This window comes from Vibrio sp. D173a, assembly GCF_030248475.1.
In genome coordinates, this window is record NZ_JAHGAH010000238.1 from 1 (window position 1) to 26391 (window position 26391).

Here is a 26391-nt window from a genome sequence, read left to right on the forward strand (position 1 = left end):
CGAGGGTCTTTAAGTTGTGCTTGTCCAAATTGTTCTTGTGCCCAAAGTTTAGCGTCTGAGTGTGTCATCTTAGTGTTTCAGTAATGATTGCTAAGTGATCAGATCACACACACTTGAAAGAGTTCAAAAAAAATCCCCAAGCTACAAGCTTGGGGATTTGTGTATAAGAGACAGGCCAGTTTGGCAGGGTTTTTTGTATCTGCTGATCTGAGTGAAGTTGTGAGCGATGAGCCAATTCAATTATTGAATTGCGTTTTGGGGAATGAATTCCATATAAGCAATTGATCTTATATCAACTATTGGCTTAGAATTGATGAGAATGATATTGATTATCATAATTGTTGTTTTGGGCTCGCTTGTCCCATATTTTGTAGTAATCGCTCCAGATAAGGATAACTAAATGGCTATTCCTAAGATCGCCTCATATACAATCCCTCAGTTAGAGACATTTCCAGAAAACACAGTAGATTGGAAAATAGATCCTAAGAAGGCTGTTGTTTTAGTTCATGATTTGCAGACTTATTTCCTCAACTTCTTTGATAAAACGAAGTCACCAGTACCAGAGCTTTTGGAGAATGTTAGCAAGGTTCTAGACAATGCCAGATCGGCAAATATCCCAGTTATCTACACTGCTCAGCCTGCAAATCAAGAACCGAATGAGAGGGCACTTCTGACCGACTTCTGGGGGGGAGGTCTAACTCAAGATACTGATATTGCTCCAGAAGTATCACCTCAAGCTGGTGATATTCAATATACCAAGTGGCGTTATAGTGCATTTAAGAAAACGCCATTACATCACTGGATGCAAGAAGAGCAAAGAGATCAGCTCATCATTGTTGGTGTGTACGGCCATATTGGCATTTTATCGACAGCGTTGGATGCGTTTATGCTAGACATCAAACCTTTCGTTATTGGTGATGCGATCGCGGATTTCTCCGAAGAAGATCATCTTCATACTCTCAAATATGTCGCTGGAAGAAGCGGGTGTGTGAAATCCGTTAATGAATTTATCAAAACGATGAAGCCATCAGATTCATCAAGCGCTTTCAGCTTAGAGTCTATGAGGAAGGATGTCGCGGATATACTTGACGTTGATTTGGATGAGGTGGACGTTGATGAAAATCTTATCTTCCTTGGTTTGGATTCAATTCGAGTAATGACACTGCACAGCCGCTGGAAGGCACTAGGTTTTAATGTCGAACTGGCAGAAATGGTGGCTCTACATACCATCAAAGACTGGTGGGAGGCGACGCAAGTTACCGTTTAAAAGACGTTTATTTCTATGGCCCTGTATAAAAAGCGCCTCTGTATAAAATAGGGGCGCTTTGATTTTTTTGGATTACTAAGATCAAACGCTCATCGCTAGCGCATCAGATTCATGCTCCAACTTCATTTTTTTACGATCAGTTTCAGCCGTATGTTTCTGCACATTTACCATTTGGTTATCTATAGTGAGTTCGACTGTTGGACGCCAAATTTTTAGGTCTCGGTGTGTCACAATAATCGCTGTTGCGTTCAAATGATGGATATATTCAGCAACTCTAATCTCAGTGGCTTCATCCAAAGCCGACGTCGCTTCGTCGAGCACGAGGATAGGGGCTTTTTTGATCAGAGCTCGTGCAATCGCCACTCGCTGTCTTTCACCACCAGATAGCCCAGAGCCTTTATGACCGACTGATTGATGAATACCTTCTTCTGAAGAGTCAATAAGCTCATTCAGTTCTGCGTATCTAGCAAACTTCTCAACCTCTTTGTCATTTGCTTTTGGATTACCTAAACGAATATTGTCTGCCAGCGTTCCGGTATAAATAATCGGATCTTGCGCGACGTAAGCGATATGCTGGATGAAAGACTCGTATGGGATGTCTTTAAGGTCGATACCACCAAGGGATATAGAACCTTTATTCGGGTCATCAAACCTCAGAAACAGACCGAGTAATGTGCTTTTACCACTGCCACTGATGCCATTAATTACCACCGTTTCGCCTTGATTGATTTCCAAACTGACATTCTCAAATAAGCCTTGATGGCTAACATGATCGAGCTCGAACTTATGGTTGCATGGAACGGCCGTATTATTACCAGTCGCTTCCGGAAGGGTAGGGACATTGGTTAGTTGACCGTAGTTATTCATTGAGGCTTTGACATCATTGATAGCAAAGCCTGCCAGCGCTAGCTCACCAAGCGGTGCCGCCGCTCGGGTAATCAAAATTAATAGCGCTAAGATGAGCAAGGGTTGATCTATTTGCATCCAAACCAGATAAGTGGCAAGGCCAGCGAGTGGCAAAATGGTGGCCAATGTGGAGATGAAAGTTGCAACTGATGCGCTTTGATTTATCCCTGCGTACACCTTCTCTTGGGCACGCCAGCTTTGATCAATACGTTCTATTGCGCGTTTTGGTCCTGCTGTTGAGCGAAGTAAATCAAAATGGTCGATAAGTTCCAGTGTTGACTTTGTCGCTTGCACATCTGCACTGTTTCTGTCTTTATCTGAGCGACTAAGGTGGCGTTGTGCCATAAATTGAGCTGATAAAGCAACGACTAGCAGAGCACCACTCAACAGTGCAATTTGGATGCCTCCTACGATGCCAATGCCAAAAACTAAGCAAACCGGCAGTAGTGGAGCATGTAAGAATGTCTGTAACTGATGGGCAGGGATTGCCATAAACCCAGGGATACCACGCTCAGCCAGTTGGTTGAGCTGCGTGCGATGCTGCTCGTTAAACCATGCAAGTTTAGCGCTACTTAGAGAGCGTCCCACAGCAGTGTAAAGATCGCCAGCTAATCTAGCTCCAGAAAGAAATCCAGAACGTGTGACTAGCACGGTGACAAGTACGGCAAGGGCAGCGGCTATCATCACGTTAAGTGGTTCTGCTCGTTCTACAATGGATATCGCAAGAAAGGTATAAGCGACGGCCTCGAATAGAGCCACAAAAGTCCAACCCAGCGCGACTCGATACAAGCGAGATTTAGCGTTTAATGGGATGGTTGAGCTGGAAGAAACGGCATTTTTAGGTGTCATACTTCTTCATCCTGTCGTTGGCCACTTAATGTGAGGGTGAAATCAGCCAATTGTGCGAGCTTTGAATCATGGGTCACCATGAGTAGCGTCTTATTGTGTTGTTTAGTAAGTGCGGCTAGGCTTCTGATGATGTCGCCAGCGGTATCGTCATCGAGAGCGCTGGTGGGCTCGTCGAGCAGAACTACATTGGCATTACTCAAAAAAACGCCCGCTAATGCGATACGTTGCTGCTGACCGCCAGATAGCAAGCTGGCGTCAGTATCAAGATCAAGTTCTAGTCGAGCGAGTGAGAGTGCGAGACGTAACTCATCATCATTGGCGTCTGGTGAACTCAACAGTAAGTTTTCCCTAATGGTAGTTTTAAGCACTCCGCTGTCCTGAGGGACATAACGTATAGCGAAATAGCGCGCAACTTCGGAAAGCTCGAATAGTTCCTCACGCCCTAGTGATACACTGCCATGCGCCGGTGTTTCTTGCCCTGCCAAAATACGCAGTAAGGTGCTTTTTCCTGCTCCACTTGGTCCCATAATTGCGGTAAAGGAGCCTGGTACAAAATCGTGAGTAAGATTATCGATGACCGTTTTTTTGTCGTTGACGACTACTAGGTTTGAAGCTTGTAATTTTTGAGGCTGAGATTTGCAATTGAGCTTGCCGCTGGCAATAGGGGCTTGTTGCAGGAAGTCACTGATGTTTTTAGCGGCATGTTTGCCTGCTGTAACGTAGTCCAGTCCGTGTCCAAGCTTTAGAACTGGCGTGACGACAGCTAATCCAAAAAAGAACACGGATGCCATAGCGGCAGGGCTTAACTGGTAGGCAATGGTGTACGCAATCGCGAAAGTGGCGACAGCTTGCAACAAAGCGATTGCAATGGCGGCAGGAAGAGCAACACTTCCTACCCACTTTACAATGCCCTGAGTGAAGCGTCTGGTAGCGTCATAATAATTGGTGAGTGCGCCCGTTTGAGTACCGTAGATACGGTTAACTCTTATCCCTCTAGTATAGTCATTCACTGCGGTTACAATATCTCCCATTATAGTCATTCGCTCAGCGCCATGCTTGGCGGCAAATCTGGGCAAAAACACTAAGTAATATAGTGACGCAATCAAACCGGGTAAGAGTGTAAACAACGCGATTGGTCCGCAGAGACTCAACATAATGGCAATGGATGAGGCTGGTACGACAATGAATGTCACTAACTCTGCTGGTAAATGGGCCACCATATGATGCAGTGTATTGATGTCCTCTGATACCAAGCGACGCAACTGATTGTCGCCGTATCTAGATATGGTTTTACTTGGTAAGCGAACCAAGTGTTGCGCTACCTGACGGCGTAGACGATTGGAAAACAGGGATTCGGCATCGTGCACTAACCAAGATCCTAAAGAGGAGATGATGGCACTGATTACCCAAAGCCCAATCGCGGTGTAAACCCAATGAGTTGAAAGATCATCGATGAGTTGGATTAAGCACAATAAAGCACCTAGCTTTGCCACCGCGGCAGATACCTCACAGAGAACGCCAAGAGAAAGCTTAGCCACTGAAGGCCGCAAAGCGGGTAGTAAGGTTGGTGTGATGTAGTGCTGAATGATCTTATTCATCATTTTCTTACCTCATTCAAGCCATGAGGTATCAATGAAGAAATCAAGGTTAGGTGAATAGTTGTTTTCATATTAAGCCTATTGAACTGATGTTCTTAACTGATATTGTTAAATGTGATGATTTAGTTTTGTCCGATGACATGCCCAAGACCGTATTCGGGCGATAAGTCGAAAATGACATCATCGATTAATGCGTCTAATTGTGCAGTGCTGTTGAGGTGCGGCATAGTAACAATATGTGCAACATCCCCAGAGGTGGCCAAAGAATGCTTACGCCAAATCGGCTCAGACGGACACGGAAAAACGACGGTATTCGAATTCTTATTTCTCCATGCTTCAATGCCCGCTTTTTGCAGGCGTTGAACGGTATAGTCCGCCATATCCAAACAAAGCTTCACTTTAGATTGCCAATCTGACAATGAATGGCTCTTGATTGCAGTCCACATGAATAGTGCGCTATGGCCATTTCTGGAACCACTGATGGTTTGATCACGTGACGAGATGTAGTCCACTTCCACGGAAATTTGGTCAACCATATGCTGTTTGGCTAACACGATCCCACATGGAATCGGTGACCCGATCATTTTGTGTCCGGATACCGTGATGGAGTCAATGCCATCTTGAAACGAGTAGGGTGGTGGCTGATCCACAAATGGTAGGATCATCCCACTTAATGCGGCATCGGCATGAATATAATAATCTTTCCTGTCGAGCCCTAGAGTAGCGAGGTCATTCTGTATTCTTCCAATGTCATCGATAGCACCTCGCATAGTTGAACCAATGTTAGCAAAGATAATGGGATTGCCTTGTTGGTCTCGCTCAATTTGAGTTACGAGCTGTTGATAATCTATTTCACCATTTGATAGAGCAGGGATCTTGCGCGATGGGATGTTAAGTAATCTAGCGATTTTATCGACCGAGTAGTGGGTTTCTTCAGAGTAATAGAGATAAGCCGTTGGAAAGAGCTCACGCGCTAAATAACAGGAAAACAGGTTGCCCTCGGTACCACCGTTAGAAATATAGCCCCAACTTTCTTGGTGGGGGATGTTGAACAACTGGGAGAAGTAACGCATGACATCTTTCTCAAAGTCGAAGGAGTTGAGCTTGTAATTGCTTTCTTCTCTCCAATCTCCACAGTTATTGATGGAAAACTTCATAAACTTTTCTAGTTCGGAATAATCAAAATCAGCAGATTCAGGATACCCGACGTTAAAATATTGGTTTTTGCTGCAGTAAAGCCAGAACTCGTTAAGTCTGCTTAGATCCTCATCGGATAGTTTCATTGTGTCGCCTGTTGAGTCTTATTTTAATGATTTAAAGTACAAGTGGTTGATGTACGAATAAACCTTAATCATTATTATTTATATGGTTTCTGAAGAAGAAAGTATTGTATTTATAGAGTTGGTTGTTTTTATTAAAAAATGAACAGCTAGCTTGCTAATGATTAAATTGCTATTAGCGTAAAGGTTACTTTATGGTGGCTTATTTTATCGGCGGTCATGCCCATTATTAATGTCAAAAATAACAGTATAAAATAACAAGTAGAACTCTATTTACAGAAATGAGTACGTTTATTTTTATACAGCATGCTTATTACTTTAAGAGTAAGAGATTAAGAGTACCAAACTATTTACGAAATATTGGTTTAATCAGAGTAAACCTCCTTAACAATCTTTCATATTATTTATATGTCAATCTATTTTTATTCCACTGGAGGCATAGATCACGCAGCAGGAACATTTAACACACTAGATTCCTGTCTTAGCAATTCCTAAGCCTTATCTGCATAATAATATTAACATTTTTATTGTAAATGATTATTGTTTGCAAAATAATGGCGCCTTACCGATTGATTGTCAACAAAGTGAAAGCAGATGAGTGATTTAACACCAATGCAGGCTGCATGTTGGTTTGGAAGAAATGCGAACGCTAAACTTGGTGGTGTTGCGTCCCACCTTTATACCGAATTCGATGGCAAGAATATTAACCTTGAAAAACTTCACGCTGCTTTAATAAAATTATATAAACGGCATGAAATGTTGCGATTGAAGGTTGATAGCTCAGGCACCTGTTCTATTATCGATGAGCCCAATGGAAACATTTTAGAGGTAGATGATTTTAGTCAGTTATCGACTGATAAATTAACTGATTCCTTGAGTGAAAAAAGAAACCAATGGGCACATCAAAAGCTTGATTTAACACAAGGACAAGCCGCAAAGTTCTCAGTGAGTTTATTACCTGATGATGAGTTTCGCTTTCATATTGATACCGATATGATTGCTATCGATCCAGATAGCTGTCGTATTTTAATCGAGGACTTAGCGACGCTTTATGAAGGCGGTGTATTTGATACGGATGATAAGCCGTCCTTTTTTGCGTGGCATAATCTCGCAAAAGAAGAGCCAGAACTCAAGCTACAGCGAAAAGTCGACCGAGCGTGGTGGAAAGCTCATTTAGAAAGTATTGCGCCAGCACCCTCCTTGCCATTTCCTGAAGGCAACCCAAGTCAAATTACAAGTGAGCACTACACCGCTTGGCTTGATTCTGAACAGCGATCCACTCTGTTCTCTCTCGCAAAGCAATACAAAATCACGCCCGCTAATCTGATGCTAGGTTTTTTCGCAACAACCTTAGGCACGGCGACAGGCGATGAAGCTTTTAGGATTAACGTTCCAGTATTTTGGCGGCCACCAATAACGCAGGGTACAGAAAGGGTTGTCGGCGATTTCGTCAACTTTGTTGTGCTCAGTGTTGATATGACGCAGGCCGACACGCTGATCGATTTTTGCCACTCTGTCGCCGAAAAAATGGGGCCGTTACTTGGTCATAGCTTCTATGACGGTGTGAATGTGATGCGAGATCTTTCGTTGCATCATGGTAGTGCCCAGTTAGCGCCGGTTGTTTTTACTTCTGCTCTTGATTTACCGAGTGGTGATCTTTTCTCCTGTCGTGTCCATAAACATTTTGGCAAGATGAATTGGACTATCTCTCAAGGCTCTCAGGTTGCACTGGATTCACAAGTAGTGAGCATTGATGGTGGTATCATGATTAATTGGGATGTCCGACAAGAAGCCCTACCAAAGGAATGGACATCTGCGATGTTTGATCACTTTGTGGCTCTCACCAAAAGCGTCATTTCCAACCCTAAATTATTGACCGCTTCGATGGGCAGTTTGCACTCAAAGCTCGTATGCCAGTCTGACTTAACTGCGGAGCTGAGCTCGATGCAGCGCGCATATTTATTAGGTCGAACGACGCAGATGCCATTAGGCGGAGTTGCGATGCAGGAGCTCCTTGAATATCGAGGTACGCTTTCTCCAGTTGTTATCCGTCGCAGGCTATCAGAAATGGTCATCCGATACCCAAGCTTGAGGAAATATATTGATAGTAAATCACTCGAGCTCAAAGTTAGCCTATGCCCACAAGTGAACCTGACTTTGCATGATTTATCTTGCACAGAAAAAGACAGGGTAGAAACTGAGTTAGCACGCTTCAGGCATGATTACAGCCACGCCATGTTTGATTTAGAGCGACCGCTATGGGATCTCACAATGTTTGCGCTTCCGGATGGTATCACTCATGTGTTCGCGCGCTTTGATGCGTTAATCCTCGATGCTCGCTCTATTGCTGCGCTGTTGGTGGAGTTGTTTGAAGGTGAAGCGCCTTACTTACCGCATATTGAACCCGAGTTATCGACAGAAGACCCGAAGATTACTCGCCATAGAGACGAAAACTATTGGCTGGAAAAATTAAAATCTGTTGATAAACCGATGCAATTCCCTTGGCATAAATCACTCGATTTGATTCCTTGTTCTCGTTACCAAAGACAGAGTCTTGAGATTGATAAAGAGACGGTGAAAAAGCTCGTCCGGGTGGGAGGCAAGCAGGGGCTTTACAAGAATACCATGATGATGTCAGCAGCTCTTGAGGCGATATCTTCGCATGTGAATGGTAGAAAGTTGTGTGTTGCGGTTCCGGTGTTGCCAGTGGTGAGCGCGACATACTCAAGTGAATCAAGTTTTATTGCTGTTCAATGGCAAGCGACACAAAGCGATTATCTTCAGCGAGCCAAAAGCTTGCAAGCAGACACGTTAGAAGGGCTCGAACATCTCGCCTTTTCTGGGGTTGATCTGGCTCGTACCTTATTTGAACGATGTGGACCAGGGCCAACTTTGCCGATTGTGATAACAAACGGTTTATCGTGGCCAACGCTCAGTAAGAATGCTCCGATGCAACTTCAGCGTGGGCTGACACAAACTCCTCAAGTTGCAATGGATGTGCGTTTTGTTGCGATGGCTGGTGGCTCGATTATGTTCAGCGTTGATTATGCCAGCGAAGCCGTGGCGGACGAACAGGTAAAAATGATATTGGATCATATCGATATGACTTTCTGCTATATGGCTGAGACTTCTCTGTTTGAAACTGCCCCTGAGCAAACTCTCAAGCCTTTGGAGTCCAGAGTGATAGAGCTCTTCGATAGACCGCTCAGCGATGTGGCTGCTGAAGACTCAACCGAACAGATTATCTTTGATGTCTATTGTCAGGTGCTTGGTAAACCAGTGACTGATGAGACCAAAGAGAGCCTGCCTTTTTCCCAGTTGGGTTTGAGGCCTAATCATCTAAAACAAATCAGTACTGAATTAAATAAAGTGCTACGGGTGGAGTTGCCACCGATGCAGCTTATTCGCTGTAAAGATGCTGCAGAGGTAAAAGCGCTCGCTTTAACTCAGGGTTTCGAGGTCGAAACCTAACACATCATTGATTTAGTAGCATATTTTCTTCTGGGGTGGTGGTCCTGACCTTGCCATTCCAGAGGTTTTCGCCTCCCACAATTCATAACGTTTTCATCTCGTATCAAGGAGAAAAAGTGAATATAACAATAAAAGATGTTGTCGGTATTGGAATAGGACCATTTAACCTAGGGCTTGCTGCTTTAACTGCTCATCAACCTAAGCTCGACACCGAGTTTATTGAGCGGCGGGATGGATTTAATTGGCACAGTGGTATGTTATTACCGGGTGCAACTTTACAGGTTCCTTTTTTGGCCGACCTGGTCACTATGGCCGATCCTACTCATCCGTTAAGCTATTTAAACTATCTCAAACAACATGATCGCTTGTACCAATTTTACTATTATGAAACGTTCCTTGTGCCGCGCAGCGAATATAACCATTACTGTCAATGGTCGGCTGAGCAACTAGAAAACTGTACCTACAGTGAAAATGTTGTCGGTGTTGAATACTCTCAAGAAAATGAGTGCTTTAAGGTTCAAAGTGAATCGACTGACGGTGGAATTAAAGAACGTTACAGTCGAAATCTAGCGATCGGTGTTGGTACTGCACCTTGGCTACCGGAGTGGGCAAGCCATGCTGCTCACCCGTTGATTCAGCACTCTGCTAAATTTGCACACATGCGCGAGGAATTGGCTAAATGTAACAGCGTCACCGTGGTAGGTTCGGGCCAAAGTGCAGCGGAGTGTGTTCTCAACTTATATCGAGATTTGACTGATGAGCAGATCAAAGGCGGCGCGAGGGTTAATTGGGTAACTCGCTCTGCTGGCTTCCATCCGATGGAAGCATCTAAGCTCGGCCAAGAGTGCTTTACTCCAGCATACATGGACTATTTTCACACGCTTTCACGTGAGAAACGTCGAAACATCGTAGAAGGACAAGGGCAACTATATAAAGGGATAAGTGGGTATACCATCGCGGATGTCTTTGACTTACTTTATGAGCGTTCGATAGGAGGGCGAGAGCCGGGACTGAATTTGTATTCTAACTGTCAGGTGAATGATATTGAGATTATCGACGGCTCTGATGTATTTGCGGTGTCGTGTTATCAATCACAGCAGGAAGAAGCATTCACACTTCATACTAATGCTGTCATTTGTGCGACAGGTTACACGCATCAATGGCCAGCATGGTTGGAGGCACTGAAAGGATCGGTGTTAGCCGTGGATGAGCATGGCGATTTGATTGTCGAATCGGACTTTTCCGCCCAACGTTGTGATCAGGGGGTTGGACACGTCTTTGTCCAAAATCCAGAAGTCTTCCAACATGGCGTCGGTGGTCCCGACCTGGGGATTGGTGCTCATCGAAACGCTTCAATCATCAATACGGTGTTAGGCGAAGAAGTGTATCGTTTACCTAAGAAGTCGGCTTTCCAAACTTACGGCACTCCAGAGGCACATTGATTGGCTAATTGAAATAATAGGGCATGCAACCATTCAGATTACATGCCCTTACTTGTCGTTATTTTGGCGTTGATGAGTCACGCCGCATTTAAGCTTAACTTGTTCAGATTTGTGGACATTTCAGTTCGTTCGAGAAAACCCTTAGACAGTCGATCATCATTTGAGCATTCTCAGTGACATAGAAATGAGCCCCTTCGACAACAAGATGATCGCGCACTTCATTACACCAGAGTTTCCAATCATCTACTTCAGCAAAGTACGCTTCAGAGTCACGATCTCCTGATATTAAAAGTGTTGGGATAGAAAGTTTAGCTTGATCATCCGGTGCTGACGGGAACAGATACCTCTCCGTTGCAGTGAAATCTGCTCGTAAAGCAGGAAAAAAGATCGACCACCATTGTGGGTTATCGAGCAGACTGCGATCACATCCTCCCATATCAACCAGGTTCTCAATAAAAGCTTGATCGTCACAGTCGCCTATCAATCTCCGCCCCCGAATATGAGGCGCTTGGCATCCCGATATCACCAAACCTTGCGGCAATCGTTCTAATTGAATGAGTTGCTTCGACGCTTCATACGCCACTTGCGCACCCATACTGTGGCCAATGATAACGGTCTTTTCGATTGGTAGGCTACTCGCTAGTAGGGCTTGAACTAGCTCCTTGGCCAGTGATTCGATGGTCTCAATGCCGGGCTCGTCAATTCGTGCTTCTCTACCTGCATACACCATCACTGAAATGGATTCATTCGAGAGGTTGAGCTTGCGCCAGCTTGTGAAAGTTCGGCTGCCACCTCCTGCGAAAGGGCACACTACATAATGTGTATCGCAATGTGTCTCAGCAGTTGCGATAGTCACTAAAGGACTCATGATCACGCTCCTTGAGGTGTTGTGATTTTGCACCTCTCCATTATGAGAGCGAGCGCTTCGAGCGTGGGGTAACGATACAATACCGACAATTTGATCGGGTATCCCGCTTTGTGACAGCGTTGAACCAATTCAACTGCGCGATAAGCATCACCTCCAGATTGGAAAAAGTCACTGAGCTTATGGAATGCTTGTTGCCCGAGTACATCACCCCAAAGCTCTGCTATTTTGAGTTCGCTGTCAGAAACCAATGGCTTTTCTGAGTTCGAACATTGGCTTTTTTTACGACTTGTCATCTGAGCGAGTGCTTTATGATCAACTTTACCATTGGCGGTAAGAGGCAATGCATCAAGCAATAGGATGCGTTGAGGCAGCATGTATTTTGGCAATTGGTCCTTCAACTGGCGTTGTATGTCCTCAGTATTCAGAGGTTTAGTTGCCGTTTGTGCTGAATCCGTAACAACAAAAGCGACGAGTGTCTTATCTTTTTTGCCTGCTGCCAATGCAACTGCTCGCTGCACTTGAGGAATCGTATTAAGTGCGGCTTCGATTTCACCTAGCTCAATGCGGTAGCCACCGACTTTGACTTGTTTGTCTTGGCGTCCCAAAAATTCGAGCGTGCCATTAGGCCAGTAGCACCCCATATCTCCTGTTCGATACCAAGGTTGGCCATCCAGTATTAAAAATTGTGCTTGGGTTCTCGGCTCATCATTAAAATACCCGAGTGCTACGCCATCACCGCCAATCCAGAGCTCTCCGGGTACCCAATCAGGACAGTCTCTCCCCAGCTCGTCAACCACACGATATTGCTGTCTTGGTAAAGGGTATCCGTAGGGGATAGAACGCCAGTCATTCGGGACTTGCTCAACATCGAATACGTTAGACCAAATCGACGCCTCGGTCGCCCCACCCATTGCGATGAATTTCCCATCAGAACGATACTGGCGATAACGAGCAGGAAGATCGAGCCCTATCCAGTCGCCTGACAGCATGGTTAACCTAAGACGAGAAGGGGCCTTGGAGTTAAAACACGTAGAGTAGGTTAAAAGCATATCGAAAAGGGCTGGAACGCTATTCCACATCGTGACGTTGTGATCTTCAACCGCTTTACACCAAGCACTTGGGTCTCTTCTGTCCGATTCATTCACTAACACAACCGCACCACCAGCGGACAATAAGCCGAAGATGTCATAAACAGAGAGATCGAAGTGAAGCGCTGAGAGAGCAAGCACACGATCGTTATGGTCGACTTGGTAACGTTGATTCAGGGCGATACAGGTGTTGAGAGCACCTTGGTGAGAAATCACCACCCCTTTTGGTGTGCCTGTCGAGCCCGAAGTGTAAATGATATAAGCTGGCTGCTCTGGGTCTACTTCTGGAGACTTGTCCAGTGGGCTGTTTTCTATCGCGTGTTGCCATGTGAGGTAAGTGAAGCCGTCGGTTGATGTGGCATCTGTCACAGCCGCATCGTCGGTAATGACCACGTTGATACCTGCGCCTAGATAAATACCTCCACGCCTTTCCTTGGGTTGATCGAGAGAAACCGGCACATAAATAGCGCCTGCATACAAAATACCCAAGGCCGCGACAATCTGGCCAATACCTTTATCCATGCTGATCGCGACACGATCTCCCGGTTCAACGTCTGCTAGTGTCAATGTCTTAGCACAACGCTCTGCGTAGTCCGCTAGCGTTTGGTAATTGAGTGAAATTTTGCCGTGGATAACTGCCGTAGCATTAGGGAAGCGCTCGGCGTTTTCCCAGAAACCATGATGGAGTAAACCTTCTGGCAGAGGTTGGTTATCTTGGTTGTTGATAGTACGACGCACCGAGATTTGATTTTTAGGCAGCGATACGGGTAAAGGTTGATTCCAGTGACTCTCCGCTTGGCTGAGATGTTCGAGCAGTTCGGAGAAGGTACACAGCATATCTTGTATCATGTCTGCTGGGAAAAGGGCATCCTGACTGTCCCAATGCAATTCGAGCCCATTTTGTGAAATAGTGGCATGCAGGGAGAGCCATGTATTTGCTGATTGGTAACAGCCCCATACTGGTTTTTGATTGACGGTTGATAGCTGACTAGAAAAAGCGATGTTGGCTGGATAGCGATGGGATTCTGAAAACTTTGCTAATTGTTGGACAAGTGGGAAAATCGCCATGGTTGGAAACGATTGAGCTTGTTCGAAGTGACTTTGGTTCTCTTTTACAAGTGAAACAAAACGCTGATTGATTCCTGATAGGCTGACCAATAGCGGCTGAGTAAATTGACCCATAACATCAAGGTGAGCTGTGTTTTTATGGCAATCAAACCTTAACATCATCTCTCTCTGTTGCCCCCACAGGGAGAGTACTGCGGCGAACACGCTCGCTAATGTCAGTTCTGATGTAACCTCATAGGCTTGGCTGTATTTGACTATCCGATGCCATTTGTCTGTTGGCAACGCTAATGTTCGCCTTGTTACGCCTGTCTCAATCAGCTTCTCCGGTTCACAAAGCGTTGGGACATTAGCGGAACTTGGTAGATTGAGTAAATGTTCTTCCCAGTCGTTACTGCTGTTCGATGGTGTCTTGACCAACTCACTATCGACCAACTGTTGATGCGATACGAATACTTGCTCCTCAGTAGCAAAGCTCAGACTTGTGCCCTGTAACATTTGAGCAAGTTGTTCAAAAAACAGCATCACACTTGGCATATCGACGACAACAGAGTTGAAACGAGCGTGCAGCCTGATGGTATTTGATGGCAAAAGGCTCACGACCAAGTAAACCGTTGCGGACGAACGGCTTGTTGTCAGTTCAGTGCGGACGTGCTTCAGCTTTTCAATAGCCTCTTCTTCAGAAGCAGTGGTTAAGTCATTAACGGCGAACGCGTCTACATGATGCTTGTTAGATTGTTGGAGGAAGAAGTCGTCGCTGATAGTGGCCTTAAGCATCGGGTGATGGTTAATTAAAACCTCTAGGCAAGGTTTAAAGGTGTCCCAAGATGTATTTGTGTAATCAAATTCTTGATAGATAAAATTAGCTATCGACCTTTGTTCGCTGCGCTGCCTTTGAGTGGATAGCAACCAGCTTTGATATGAGGTTAAAGGTAATGCTGCCTCTTGATGGAAAGGTAATGGTTCGCTTTGTGTCATTGTGAACTCTCTTAAAAAGCCAAGCAGAAAAGAAAAAGCCCTTAGTCAGATAGCTAAGGGCGTAAGAGGATAGGACTAGAAATCCGCAGTGGCTGATAACATCACTGTACGTGGTGCACCTAGCGCAAGGGTGGCGTAATGTGTGCTTGTCCAGTAGTCTTCATCGGTCACGTTATTGACGTTAAGACGCAAAACAACGTTGGTGTCTGCGATGGTGGAATTGTATCGAGCACCAAGGTCAAAAATCGTCTGTGCTGATAATGATTGCGTGTTCTGCGCATCAATATATTGCTCAGACATGTAGTTAGCTTGGCCAATAAGTGTGAGATCACGCATCGCAGGTAAGTTCCACTCCAGTGCGAGCTTTGCTTGGAATTTTGGTTGCTTTGTCGCTTGTTTACCTTCAGTCGTCACGTCGGTTGCTTTGGTAATTTCGGCATCGGTGTATGCAACGCCACCTGTTAGTGTGTAGTCTTCAAGTACGGTACCGTAGAAGCCCCATTCAGCACCACGGTTACGTTGCTCACCGCCAAATGAATAGATATCAGTGACAGGATCTTGATATCCATTTGGCTTTTTGATCTCGAACAGGCTGAAGGTATGGGCAAAGTCATCAAGATCAAGTTTTAGCCCGGCTTCGATTTGTTTGGTTTTCTGCGGCGCGAATGCCTCTCCGATATTCGCAGATCCTCTCGGTGCTGTTTTACCGTTGGTTAAGCCTTCGATGTAGTTACCGTATAGTGAGGCAGAGCTCGATACTTTGTACAATAACGCAACGGCAGGGGTGACAGCACTTTCTTTTAGTTTTGTGGTTGGTAGTGACATACCATTCATAACAATACCGGATTCAAAGTCGATGCTTTGATGACGAACGCCCAGTGTTAATTGGTAGGTGCCATCAGCAAAAGAGAGGGTGTCTGCGATTCCATAGCTCACGAGAGTTGAATCAGCCGGTAATTGGTAGTAATTGTCATAGCCAGAAGGCGCTGGCCCCCAAACTGGATCGTAGATATTTGTTTTCCAAGACTCAGGCCCTTTGTTCCCGGCTGGTGCGTCGTGTTTATCTTCTCTAAAGTAAGTACCATTCAGTACCAGATAGTGCTCAACTGGTCCCGTATAAAATTCACTACGAACCCCAACATCACCTGATGTACGTTTACTGTCTAACTTTACTGCGCCTTGAGAGACTTCAAGCGTGCCTGAGTTATCAATAATTTTGATTCTTTGTGGAACATTGGAATCGAAATCAGTTCGACTTCCTCCTAGCGCAGTATAGAGCGTGACAGAGTCAGTAACGTCGAGCTCGCCACGAATCATCATACCTTTATCTTTACTGTCGTTGTATGCCCAGTCTGGCGCTAAAAGGGTGTCGGATGAAGGTGGTGGTGGAACTTTCACGCCGGGAGCGATGCTTAGGCCTCGGTTCGCGCCATCAACTCGCTCAGTGCTGTAATAAAAATCGGCTTCTACGAGGGCAATATTGTTGCGCCAGTCCAGGCTCAATGCAGCGAGCTGCGTTTTACTGCTCTGATGGTTCACCGCTGTGTCACCATCTTTAAATGCCCCTTTGAAACGCACGCCAAATTGATCATTCGCTCCAAAACGACGGCCGATGTCGATGTGTCCACCGAATTGGGCGTCAGATAAGTAGTTAAGCGTAAAGGCAGTGGTTGGTGTTTCAGCTGCGCGCTTGGTGACAAGATTAACAGAGCCTCCAACGGAGCCGTTTGGAGCCATACCATTGAGAAGTGCAGATGGGCCTTTTAGTACATCAACACGCTGAAACATCTCTGGGCTAACACGGTAATAAGGCGCAATGCCGTAAAGACCATTAAACATGACATCGCCGACATCGAGGTTAAATCCTCGTACTTTAAAGCTTTCTTTATTTAAGCCTGTTTCGCCGCTTGTGAAAACGGATGGATCCGTCGCTGAGATCACGTCCGAAATATCTTGGGCTTGTACGTCTTGAATTTGTTTGTCCGTGTACCCGAGCGCATTGAATGGTGTCTCGAGAAAGTCTTTGTCGCCCAGCATACCTAGGCTGCTTTCGGTTGAGATCTTACCAGCAGCATAGCCTTTATTGGCTTCGCCAAATACCGTCATGGATTCGTCTGATTCGATTTCATCGGCATGTGCAAGGTTAATTGGTAGTGCAGACACACCAAGTTGAAGCGCGATGACGAGTGCAACGCGACTTGGGCTTAGTGTTCCGTTAAGTTCCTTTGTTGAAGAATTCGCTGCTATCTGATGATAGTTATGAGTCATTATTATTTCCTTGTTCTTACTTAGGCTGGCTCACATCTGTCCTGATGCCAGAGACGGCTTTGATCGTTGGGCTACTTGCGGCCCAACTTATTGTTGTAAAGTACTTAATTATTTAGGTATTCGTTACAAAACGATTTGCTATAAAGCTGAGCTTTCGTAACCTTTGATGACGTCGTCAATGACAATTTTTAGAGACGTCACACTGGCAGAAGTGATGTACCAAGCATCTGGATCAACAAAAACGACGTGACCGTTTTTCCATGCCTTTGTTTGGCGAAGGAGTGGGTTTGCCAAATGTTCTGCATCTATTATTGGCTTTCCTTGCATCACTGCGGTCCTGTCGATGATGTAAAGAATGTCTGGGTTGGCTTGGCTAATGAATTCGCTGGAAATCGGCTGACCATGCAAGCTGGTTTCGACTTTCTCACTTGCTGGCTTTACGCCCAATACATCAAAGACAAAACCATATCGAGATTCGACACCAAATGAACTGAAGGCTCCGTTGTTGTGCATCACCACCAGGGCTTTCTCTGGACGCTCTGTGGTGACAGCTCGAACCTCAGCAACTTTTGCATCTATTTCTGAAACCTTCTGCTGTGCTAGCTCTTGCTTGCCGAAGATCTCTCCCAAGTCAACAAGGTGCTTTTTGATAACATCAACGTGATGACCGCGGCTATTGCGATAGTCGATGTCAAAGTGCAAAGTCGGTGCGAGTTGGGATAGTTCTTCATATTGGGTGGTGTGAAGTGGCGTCATTAACACAAGGTCAGGCTTTAAAGCGTAGACCTTTTCCATGTTTGGCTGAACGATTGCTCCAAGGTCGACGATTTCCGGCGATTCTTTGTACGCTTCGAGGAAGTGAGGGATAAAGTCTTTGACCATTCCCGCAATCGGAACATTTAACTGATCTAAAAAGTCTACCTCGTTCATGTCTAGTGCCGCTACTCGTTGCGGACGGCTTGAAATTACGGTCTCACCAAGGTTGTGTTCGATCACGATTGGAGTATCGAGTGGCTGGGCGGCTTGAGTTTTAGCAATTGCGGCAGTGGGCTCGCAAGCCGTCAATACACCAAGAGAACAGCAAGCAAGAGCGACACTCAAGCTTAGAGTGCTTTTAAACATGAGACATTTCCTTTTGTTGTCGTTAGATTGCCTTTTCAAAGGCGAGTTACAGTCTTTTAAATCTGGCTTCTAGCTCTGATTGTGATGGCGAGAAAATACCCACCACAAAGCACGTTGACCAAGATAGAGACGGTGGTTTTATAGTTAAATAGATGCTCGACCATGAGCTGCCCCGTCAGAAACATGATGATGGCAATAGCACAAGCCGCCCACAGTACCTGCCCATAACTCGATGATCTGGAAGTCGAATAAGCGATGTTGGCGATGAAAATCCCCATAAATGCGGTAGGGCCAATTAAACTGGTCGAAATAGCGACGAGTATTGCAATGACAGCAAAATATTTTGGAATGTAGTGCTTATCGCTAAGGCCTAATGACATTGCTTGGTCTCGGCCAAGCCCAATGACGTCTAATTCACGAGACCATCGTTTTACAAAGAATGCGAATACGCTTAACACCGTACACGCGAAGAGCAGGGTAGGAGGTTTTGCTCTTTCAAATGACGTATAGCTGAGCCCTTGAAGTATCGAAAACTCACCAGGGCTGATTCTAAGTTGGACGAACTGGGCAATGGTTGTTAGAACCATCGTGAGCACAAAGCCAATCAAAAGCACTTGGTGCATATCACGTTGAAACTTCTTGAGAACCCAGAATTGAATCGCAAATGAGTACAAAAGGATCAGCAGTGTTGAGATAGCGAAATTACCGATGACACCAAGCGCTGCGCTTCCTGCAGTACCTGCAATCAACAAAAGTAGGGAATGCCATACAAGGTAAACAGACTCATACCCCATGATTGATGGCGTTAAAATTCGGTTGCCGACCAAGGCTTGAAAAATAACTGCGGAAATCGCGACACAGCTACCGCCCACAAAGATCGCTCCGAGCTTAATGAGCCTTTTCGGTATGATGTAATCAAAATCCAATCCGGAGTTAACGAAAACAAAAGTCATAGATAGGATGCTCAACAGCATCACCGTGACAATTGTGTTTGTGTTTGTGTTAAGAGCTTTCATGCACGTGCTCCTTTAAGGAGCAATACAAGAAATAGGGTGCCACCAATCGCACTCGCGGTAAGGCCGATCGGAACCTCAAAAGGAAAGACCACAAGTCTGCTTATCACATCGCAAAAAATAAGCAGTGATGCGCCACCCAATGCCAAGATTGGCAGTGTGTTTTTCAGGTGGTCGCCATATTTTAGTGCGACAAGGTTTGGGATCACTAAACCGACAAAATGAATTGCCCCGACGGTCACGACGGTCACAGCAACGGTCAAGGAAACCAGCATCAGACCTAAAGCTGCCGTTGTTGCGAAGTTAATACCCAAGTTAGATGCTGCATCTTCTCCCATGCCCATGACGGTAAATTTATTTGCGTAGAAGTAGGTCAACAGAGTGGTGGGTAAGATCAGGTAAATGATCTCATAGTGTTCCTGTACGACCTTAGAAAAGTCTCCCATTAACCAGCCAGACATGCTTTGAAGAACGTTATTTTGATAAGCGTAAAATTCAGCGATTGCGCTCAATACGCTGCCAAACATCAGTCCAATGACTGGGACCAATGCTGAATTACTGAATTTAATTTTTCGTACGATCGCGATGTAAATGAGCCCTGCTGCAAAGCAAAATACGACAGCAAAAATCATGCGCTCAAGCTTATCTGAGTTTGGCAACATGACGATCGATACCAAAATACCAAGTTTGGCAGCATCTAGGCCGCCGGTAGTCCCAGGCTCTACAAAACGATTTCTGACGATGTGTTGCAAGATGACGCCGCACATCGCCAAGCCGGCCCCTGTTAGAATCAACGCAACCAACCTCGGAAGTCTGCTAGCAGTAATCGGCAACCAAGCATTTTCGTCCATCTTCAGCAGTAGTGACCAATCGATTGGATTGGCGCCAATAAAAATGGAAACGATACACAATAAAAAGAAAACAAAGATAATTTTAGCGTTCATACGGCATGCAGTCCGAAATAAATAAGAGACAGGTGCCCTTCAATACTATTGAATGGAAATAATGGTATGGGATACGAAAAAATAATATTCCACGTCGATATTGATTGTTTGTTAAAAATATGTCGGCTTCTTTTTTATTGCTGAATAATAAGGTCACAACTTCACTCTCAAAAAGCCTTTTTCGGCATTTAAACTGAGATATATACTGAGATTTCCCATCAATAGGCTAAAGATCTGAGTGAAAGAATTTGTGTTTTTAACTCAGATTTATTATTAGCTTGACGTGAAATGCAAATCTAAATGATAATTAATCCTATCATTATTGTATCGAATTCGTATACAGTTAAATGCATAAACTTGAAAAAATATTTGTCTGCCTATTGAGCGGTTAAAAAAGAGTCAGAATTATATGTATAACGTCACAGAAGAAACAAAAAAGCGATTACCAATCACCGACGCTGAAGAAACAATATGGATGCAGCAGCTTCAAGAACCAGAAAGCATCTCATGGTTGTTTAATTGCTATATTATTGATAGTAGTAGCAAAAGCTGGCTTATTGAAGAGGCATTTAAAAAGCTCGCCATCGAAGATTATGGGCTCAATTTACGCTATGGATTTTCTGAAGAATTTGAGCTGGAAAAATGGCTCGATACAGAAGGCGAGCAGATAAGTAGTGTTATACAAATTCCAAAAAAACAACTCTCAGAGCTAATTGAAACCCTGAAAACGACAACATGGCAACCTGAACATCAATCTCCATTTAGATTAGTTATCGTAGAAACAGAGCAAGAAAAGTTCGTATTTATCGTCAGGCATCCTATAATTGAAAATCAATTAAGTGACTTTAATGTCATTAATTTTCTCAAGAGTAACTATGACTTGCTGAATAAGGATTCTTTGGTAAGCAGCTTAGTTTTTCAAGAAGTCGATTTATCTGAGTTTAATTGTCATAGTGGTTCTAATGACAATATTAAAGATATAATTTTGACTGAGTTTAGAACGAGCCTTGATGACTCTAGTATTGAATTAGATGACGACTTTTTTGAAGTCGGTGGACATTCTCTGTTGGCCACGCGAATTATCGGTAACTTGATGAACAATCATGGTATCGAAATCAGCTTTAATGATTTTTTCAAATTCCCAAGTGCTGAAGCGCTTGCCGAATGTGCTTCGTTAAATCAATCTGCCTCAAATTCCATGCTTGAAGAAGAGGGTATCTCACAACGCTCAATATCGGATGAGGGCGCGCCACTGTCATTCGCGCAAGCGTTCCTTTGGGATGCACACATTGCCACTGGGAAATGTGCGATCTTCAATTTGCCATTTGCCATGCGTTTTGATGCTGAGGTTGATGAGGAGGCATTTAAACTCGCATTTCTAGACCTATTGATTCGTCATACTGGGCTAAGAACGCTATTCGTTGATATGGACGGTGGAGCCGTTCAGCGTGTGATTCCAGAACAGGATCTTTCAAGCTATGTATGGTTCTGGAACAGCTCAGAGGCGGGTTACGCAAGCTTGGAATCCGAAGCGGCTTACGTTTTTGATTTAGGTAAAGAGTTACCTCTACGAGTTCGCTTCTTTAAAGATGAGCAGACTGGTCAACAAGTTCTTTCTTTCCTTATTCATCATATGGTGATTGATGAATGGTCATTGAATAATCTGATGCCGGAACTTTCTAAAGCTTATTTAGCACGTGTTCAAGGTTTAGAGCCTACGTGGGATAAACCAGCGAATTCTATTCATGATTATGCCACCATTCAAAGGGAGCGTGGCGTCAATGCAGTGGATCTTGCTTACTGGCTTGAACGATTACAAGGTGCGACTCGCGGGTTGGATTTAGCCACGTCAGATGTTGGTCAGCTGCCTGCGGATATCAATCCAATTGAAGCTAACTGGTTGGAAATTGATTTAGGTACGCATGCGCATGAGGTTGTCTCTTCGATCTCAAGAGAGCAAAACTCGTCGATTTTTAGTGTCGTATACTCGGCAATTGCTCAAGCCCTCCACGAAGCCGGCAATTTAAAAGATCTTGTGATTGGTACATCTGCATCTGGACGAGACGAGGCGAAGTATTTCGATTCGGTAGGGTACTTTACGACCATGGTTGCGCACCGTGTGATGTTTAAACCTGAACAGTCCTTTGTTGAATTGGTTCAAGAGGTCACTCAAACCATTAATGACTCGATGCCACATGCAACGGTTCCTATCGATAGAGTACAGCGGGAACTTGGTTTAGATCCTAAAGATGGACTTATGTTCGACGTTTACGCTCAAATTCATGCAGATAATGCACTATACGGCGCTTTGGAACAGCCTGATGGTGATTCAATTGCGTACCAGCAAATTCTACCGAATAAAACTGAGTCGCTATTTGGCTTGCACTTCGAGATGATGGAGAATGTTGTCGATGGTGAACGAACCTTACGCTTAATCGTGACTTATCAGACCGCACGTTACAGTGCTGAACAAATAGCAAGTATTGGTCAGAAAATGAAAGACCTTCTAACCAATCAAACTGTGTTTAAGCACGAATTAGCCTAAATCCAGCGATAGCAACAATAACTTGTAGAACCAATGACCTGTGGAACCAATGGTCATTGGAACTTAGAAGGTTGTTGCTGCTTATCGAGCGCTGAAATTGGAACTGGGCTGATGTAGGCCTAGTTCCTGTTTGTTGAGTATCGGAACAGTCTATACACTCGACCTATAGCTTAATTGGTTATTTTGATTCGTTACGCGGTAACCAAATGGGTGTCGCGGTGATACCATCATCTTCGAAGCAAAGCTTATTCACGCCAATTTGCTCACTTCGATTATATTCTTTAATGCTGTGATCAAAGCCGTAGGCTGTCGCCGGTGCCATGTGTTGGGTGACGCCTCGCTGTGTGGCCGTTAATGCATCATGGCCATGTCCGCAGATAATGTCTCGAACCTGATGTTCGGCCAACAATCTAAGTAAGCTCGCGTCGTTCTCTAAGCAAATGGCTTTCATCCATTCTGAACCGACGGGAATAATAGGATGATGGACAACAATAATTGGGTTGGTTGTGTCGCGAAGTTGCTTGGTCAAACGCGCGATTCCGCGCTTATCGATCCTGCCAGAGCCCAGAGGATGGCGCCTATCAAGCGGTTTGGTGCTGGAATCTAAGAACAAGACTTCACGATTGTGAATTCTCGCTTTATCGGTGACTTTGATACTACTGCCGAGCAGTTCTTGCTTCATCAATTTTGCATCATCGTGGTTGCCAGCAATCGCGAAGATGTTTTTCCCCTCGACGTGAGCCTCTACCATATTAACGAACGCGTGATAGTCACCGGGTCTAGGATTGCAACAAAGATCACCAGTAAACAAAAGGGTATCGCAAGACGCGTCACCTTGGGCAAGAAGCAATGCTTTACGTAAGTTCTCAAAACTGGATTTATCACTCAAGTGACAATCACTGATCTGGATAATGGACTTCATATCGTTTAGGGACGCGGGGTAATTACTATTTTTCTGCCAGTCTAACATTCAACTTGATGGCTGCAATCGTAAAGTGAATGATTAGGCATCGCTAAGAGAGCGAAAGAATAAACATCAGCAATAACGGTAACGTGATTATGCTGAAAAAGTTCCCAAACAGAACCATTGAAGCGACGGTCATTGGCTCAATGTTCAGCCGCTCGGCAAACAAATAGTTCATTACGGCTGGTGGCAGCATGGTGAACAACACCATCATTTGCAGTTGCATCGCAGGCAGTGGAATCAACCAATAAATAATTGCAAACGCTACTGCTCCTGTCACAAGTGATTGTAACGTACACATCAGACCAACCTTCAGGCCACCGAGCCTTAGATTGAGCATTTGTGCGCCCAATGAGAGCAGCATAACCGGTACAGCAGCTTGACCAAGTAATGCGGTAGCTTCGTAAAGCGGGTTCCAAACGCTAACCCCGGACAGGTTAATCACTAATGCGAGCGTAGCGGATAAGAAAATTGGCATCTTGATGATTTGCTTGAGCGGATTGCCGCTACTAAGCAGCATGACGCCTAGGCTGATGTGCAAACAGGCGGAGACAACGAACAAGAGTACCGCAGAAGGGAGAGCCAATTCCCCAAAGGTATAAGTGAACAACGGGATGGCAAGGTTTCCGCTATTTCTAAACATATGTGGTGGTGCCCATGTTTTGAAGGATAGCCCGCTTAGCTTTGCGATAGGTATCATCACAACACCAGGTATGACAACGGCAATAATAGCAGCAAGTAAAAGAGGAACTTGGCCCATATCAATCGGCATGCTGACTAGCGATGAAAATACAAGTGCTGGTGTAAACACATCCATATTGATGCGATTGATCGGGCGGAAATCTGGCTTTATGTAGCGCCCAACTAAATACCCAACAAAAACCAACGCAAAAACAGGGAATAGAATACTGACGACTTGGTGAAGCATGTTGGTACTCTGACGATGGGATAGAATGCGCAAACAGTATCAATCTTTCCATTCATCGTCATGGTGATGGACACAGAACTTTGTCTTTGTTCAAGGTTTCATTTTCTGCTGGAACAGCAGAAACAGAATAAAAACTCCAATGAATACAACTGGTCAGATCTATTTGTAGAGTGACTCAAACCACTGAAAAATTAAGAGGTTTTGTGTCAGTTGTTTGTAAAATGACCAGTATCTGATATTTTTATTAAATAGTGAATAATCTTGTTTTTATTTGAAAATTTAGATTATTGAACTGGATAATTCCCATAGTTTAGAGGTAATTAAAGTAAAATATGGTATTGGTGGTGGGTAAAGTACTTCGATGATGAAACATTCGGTATATTAGCAAAGAAAAAAGTTGGCGAAAATCATAAGCTTGTCATACACTTCCAAATGTAACCCCGATATGTTGTTGAAATGGTAGGGTAAAACTGCTCTGGCGCTACACTAAGGTAGCATTGTTTAACATAGCTTTGAGGAAAGTTTTATGGCGCTCACAAAAGCCGAACTTGCAGAAAACCTGTTTGATAAATTGGGATTTAGTAAACGGGACGCCAAGGAAACGGTGGAAGTGTTCTTTGAAGAAATTCGCAAGGCACTAGAAAGTGGCGAACAGGTAAAACTGTCAGGTTTTGGTAACTTTGACCTTCGTGACAAAAACGAACGACCTGGTCGTAACCCGAAAACGGGTGAAGATATCCCTATTACTGCTCGACGTGTCGTTACGTTCCGCCCGGGTCAGAAGTTGAAAGCTCGCGTAGAGAACCTAAAGGCAGACCAGTAAGCCATGTGAAATGGAATGAGACCACGCTTTGTCGTGGTCTTTTTGTTTGTGTGTTCCGGTACTTGCTAAAGAACAAATAAAAAGCCACCGCAATTACGGTGGCTTTTTAGTATTAGTGAGGGTAGAAACTGCTCGCTTACGCAGCTTCTAAGTGTGTTGTTAGGTATGGGTGCCAAGCTTCTTGGTACAAGTTTTTCGATTGAGTACGCATGTTACGAATCGATGCCGTCTCGATGTCGTTGAGGCTTCGGCCTTCCACTAACGCTTGTCGTTCGATCTTTTGGATCTGTTCATACAAGTCATGCTCTGGACCACTTTTCACGTCAGCAATGGCTTTAAGGTGCAGTTGAACTTCAGCAATCAAATTCGTTTTAGGAAGACGTACCAGTAAGTTTAAGTCACGGTAACCAGATGCGGTTGGTTTCTTAAAGCGGTTTTTCACTTTAACGATAGTTGTTTCACGTTCTAGTGCTTCATATACGGATACAAGGCTTGCTACGTCATCCGCTACGATAGTTGCTCGTGCTAAGTCTGTAATTCGCTCTACTTGACCATCCAATTCGTGAGCAATCTTTTCTTCGGCACGATGTTGAGATTTAACGCCTGCGAAGTAAGGTTGGGCGTCAGTAAGAAGGGCAGTACTTTTACAGATGGTTTCTAACTCGAATTGTGCTTGGTGAGCTTTGCTGTAAAGTACATCGAAATCTGAATAAGGTTGAGTTGGTTTGGAGTCGATTGACTGAATGCCATACAAACCACTAAGGCTATGCTTGAACAATTTTGAGCAAACTTCGTTTTGGCTAGCAGAACGGTCTTGCTCGTTACTCGGGACATTTGGAAGTGCGGCGAACGCCGGCGCACGGCTTAGTACTAAAAGCATCAATGCTGTAGTACGTAGAAATAAGCTCATTCACTCTCCTTAACTTGCTTGCACTTAGAAAATGGGTAACGAAAAGGTCACTAAGAACCTAT

Annotated in this window: 17 protein-coding genes; 5 read left to right on the forward strand and 12 right to left on the reverse strand. The window is 44.6% G+C overall.

Annotated elements, in window-relative coordinates:
* The first annotated feature begins 400 nt into the window (after positions 1 to 400).
* Positions 401 to 1267 carry an isochorismatase family protein gene (locus KIV40_RS21415; protein WP_285351198.1) on the forward strand — a complete coding sequence of 289 codons (867 nt, stop codon included), beginning with the start codon at positions 401 to 403 and terminating at the stop codon, positions 1265 to 1267.
* Positions 1268 to 1348: 81 nt separating this feature from the next.
* Here the strand turns inward: KIV40_RS21415 and KIV40_RS21420 are convergent, their stop codons facing one another.
* The 3 genes from KIV40_RS21420 to KIV40_RS21430 all read right to left on the reverse strand — a co-directional run bounded on the left by KIV40_RS21420 (position 1349) and on the right by KIV40_RS21430 (position 5903).
* A complete protein-coding gene (locus KIV40_RS21420; RefSeq protein ID WP_012127829.1) occupies positions 1349 to 3022 on the reverse strand; it encodes an ABC transporter ATP-binding protein in 1674 nt (557 codons plus the stop codon).
* Complete coding sequence (locus KIV40_RS21425; RefSeq protein WP_285351201.1) at positions 3019 to 4623, reverse strand: ABC transporter ATP-binding protein; 1605 nt, start codon at positions 4621 to 4623, stop codon at positions 3019 to 3021. The genes KIV40_RS21420 and KIV40_RS21425 overlap by 4 nt, the downstream gene beginning before the upstream one ends.
* 119 nt (positions 4624 to 4742) lie before the next feature.
* Complete coding sequence (locus tag KIV40_RS21430) at positions 4743 to 5903, reverse strand: histidine decarboxylase (protein ID WP_012127831.1); 1161 nt, start codon at positions 5901 to 5903, stop codon at positions 4743 to 4745.
* Between the two features lie 591 nt (positions 5904 to 6494).
* Between KIV40_RS21430 and KIV40_RS21435 the strand changes: the two genes are divergently transcribed.
* Together KIV40_RS21435 and angU are read left to right on the forward strand one after the other, a co-directional pair.
* Positions 6495 to 9371 carry a condensation domain-containing protein gene (locus tag KIV40_RS21435; protein WP_285351204.1) on the forward strand — a complete coding sequence of 959 codons (2877 nt, stop codon included), beginning with the start codon at positions 6495 to 6497 and terminating at the stop codon, positions 9369 to 9371.
* 116 nt (positions 9372 to 9487) lie between these two features.
* The gene (gene angU, locus KIV40_RS21440; protein WP_285351205.1) at positions 9488 to 10813 is read left to right on the forward strand and encodes an anguibactin biosynthesis histamine N-monooxygenase AngU; all 1326 of its coding nucleotides are present in this window, start codon (positions 9488 to 9490) and stop codon (positions 10811 to 10813) included.
* A 103-nt stretch (positions 10814 to 10916) separates the two neighbouring features.
* On the opposite strand, the gene KIV40_RS21445 is transcribed toward angU, so the two are convergent.
* The 6 genes from KIV40_RS21445 to KIV40_RS21470 all read right to left on the reverse strand — a co-directional run bounded on the left by KIV40_RS21445 (position 10917) and on the right by KIV40_RS21470 (position 20159).
* Positions 10917 to 11681 (reverse strand): thioesterase II family protein, encoded by a 765-nt coding sequence (locus KIV40_RS21445; protein ID WP_048814115.1) that lies wholly within the window; start codon positions 11679 to 11681, stop codon positions 10917 to 10919.
* A gap of 2 nt (positions 11682 to 11683) precedes the next feature.
* Complete coding sequence (locus KIV40_RS21450; protein WP_285351208.1) at positions 11684 to 14812, reverse strand: amino acid adenylation domain-containing protein; 3129 nt, start codon at positions 14810 to 14812, stop codon at positions 11684 to 11686.
* 75 nt (positions 14813 to 14887) lie between these two features.
* A complete protein-coding gene (locus KIV40_RS21455; RefSeq protein ID WP_285351209.1) occupies positions 14888 to 17080 on the reverse strand; it encodes a TonB-dependent receptor in 2193 nt (730 codons plus the stop codon).
* 138 nt (positions 17081 to 17218) lie between these two features.
* Positions 17219 to 18202 (reverse strand): siderophore ABC transporter substrate-binding protein, encoded by a 984-nt coding sequence (locus KIV40_RS21460; RefSeq protein WP_012127837.1) that lies wholly within the window; start codon positions 18200 to 18202, stop codon positions 17219 to 17221.
* Positions 18203 to 18258: 56 nt separating this feature from the next.
* Positions 18259 to 19218 (reverse strand): iron chelate uptake ABC transporter family permease subunit, encoded by a 960-nt coding sequence (locus KIV40_RS21465; RefSeq protein ID WP_285351211.1) that lies wholly within the window; start codon positions 19216 to 19218, stop codon positions 18259 to 18261.
* Positions 19215 to 20159 (reverse strand): iron chelate uptake ABC transporter family permease subunit, encoded by a 945-nt coding sequence (locus tag KIV40_RS21470; protein ID WP_285351212.1) that lies wholly within the window; start codon positions 20157 to 20159, stop codon positions 19215 to 19217. Before KIV40_RS21470 ends, KIV40_RS21465 begins: the two co-directional genes overlap by 4 nt.
* A gap of 409 nt (positions 20160 to 20568) precedes the next feature.
* Between KIV40_RS21470 and KIV40_RS21475 the strand changes: the two genes are divergently transcribed.
* Positions 20569 to 22704 carry a condensation domain-containing protein gene (locus KIV40_RS21475; protein WP_285351213.1) on the forward strand — a complete coding sequence of 712 codons (2136 nt, stop codon included), beginning with the start codon at positions 20569 to 20571 and terminating at the stop codon, positions 22702 to 22704.
* 178 nt (positions 22705 to 22882) lie between these two features.
* Here KIV40_RS21475 and KIV40_RS21480 read toward each other — a convergent pair whose 3' ends face one another.
* Both KIV40_RS21480 and KIV40_RS21485 read right to left on the reverse strand, forming a co-directional pair.
* Positions 22883 to 23626 carry a metallophosphoesterase gene (locus tag KIV40_RS21480; RefSeq protein WP_285351214.1) on the reverse strand — a complete coding sequence of 248 codons (744 nt, stop codon included), beginning with the start codon at positions 23624 to 23626 and terminating at the stop codon, positions 22883 to 22885.
* Positions 23627 to 23717: 91 nt separating this feature from the next.
* On the reverse strand, positions 23718 to 24596 hold the full coding sequence (locus tag KIV40_RS21485) for an AEC family transporter (RefSeq protein WP_285351215.1): 879 nt from the start codon (positions 24594 to 24596) through the stop codon (positions 23718 to 23720).
* A gap of 526 nt (positions 24597 to 25122) precedes the next feature.
* Between KIV40_RS21485 and ihfA the strand changes: the two genes are divergently transcribed.
* The gene (gene ihfA, locus KIV40_RS21490) at positions 25123 to 25419 is read left to right on the forward strand and encodes an integration host factor subunit alpha (protein WP_005427969.1); all 297 of its coding nucleotides are present in this window, start codon (positions 25123 to 25125) and stop codon (positions 25417 to 25419) included.
* Positions 25420 to 25555: 136 nt separating this feature from the next.
* On the opposite strand, the gene KIV40_RS21495 is transcribed toward ihfA, so the two are convergent.
* Positions 25556 to 26329, reverse strand: a complete 774-nt coding sequence (locus KIV40_RS21495) for a RelA/SpoT domain-containing protein (protein ID WP_005428008.1) — start codon at positions 26327 to 26329, stop codon at positions 25556 to 25558.
* Positions 26330 to 26391: the final 62 nt, after the last annotated feature.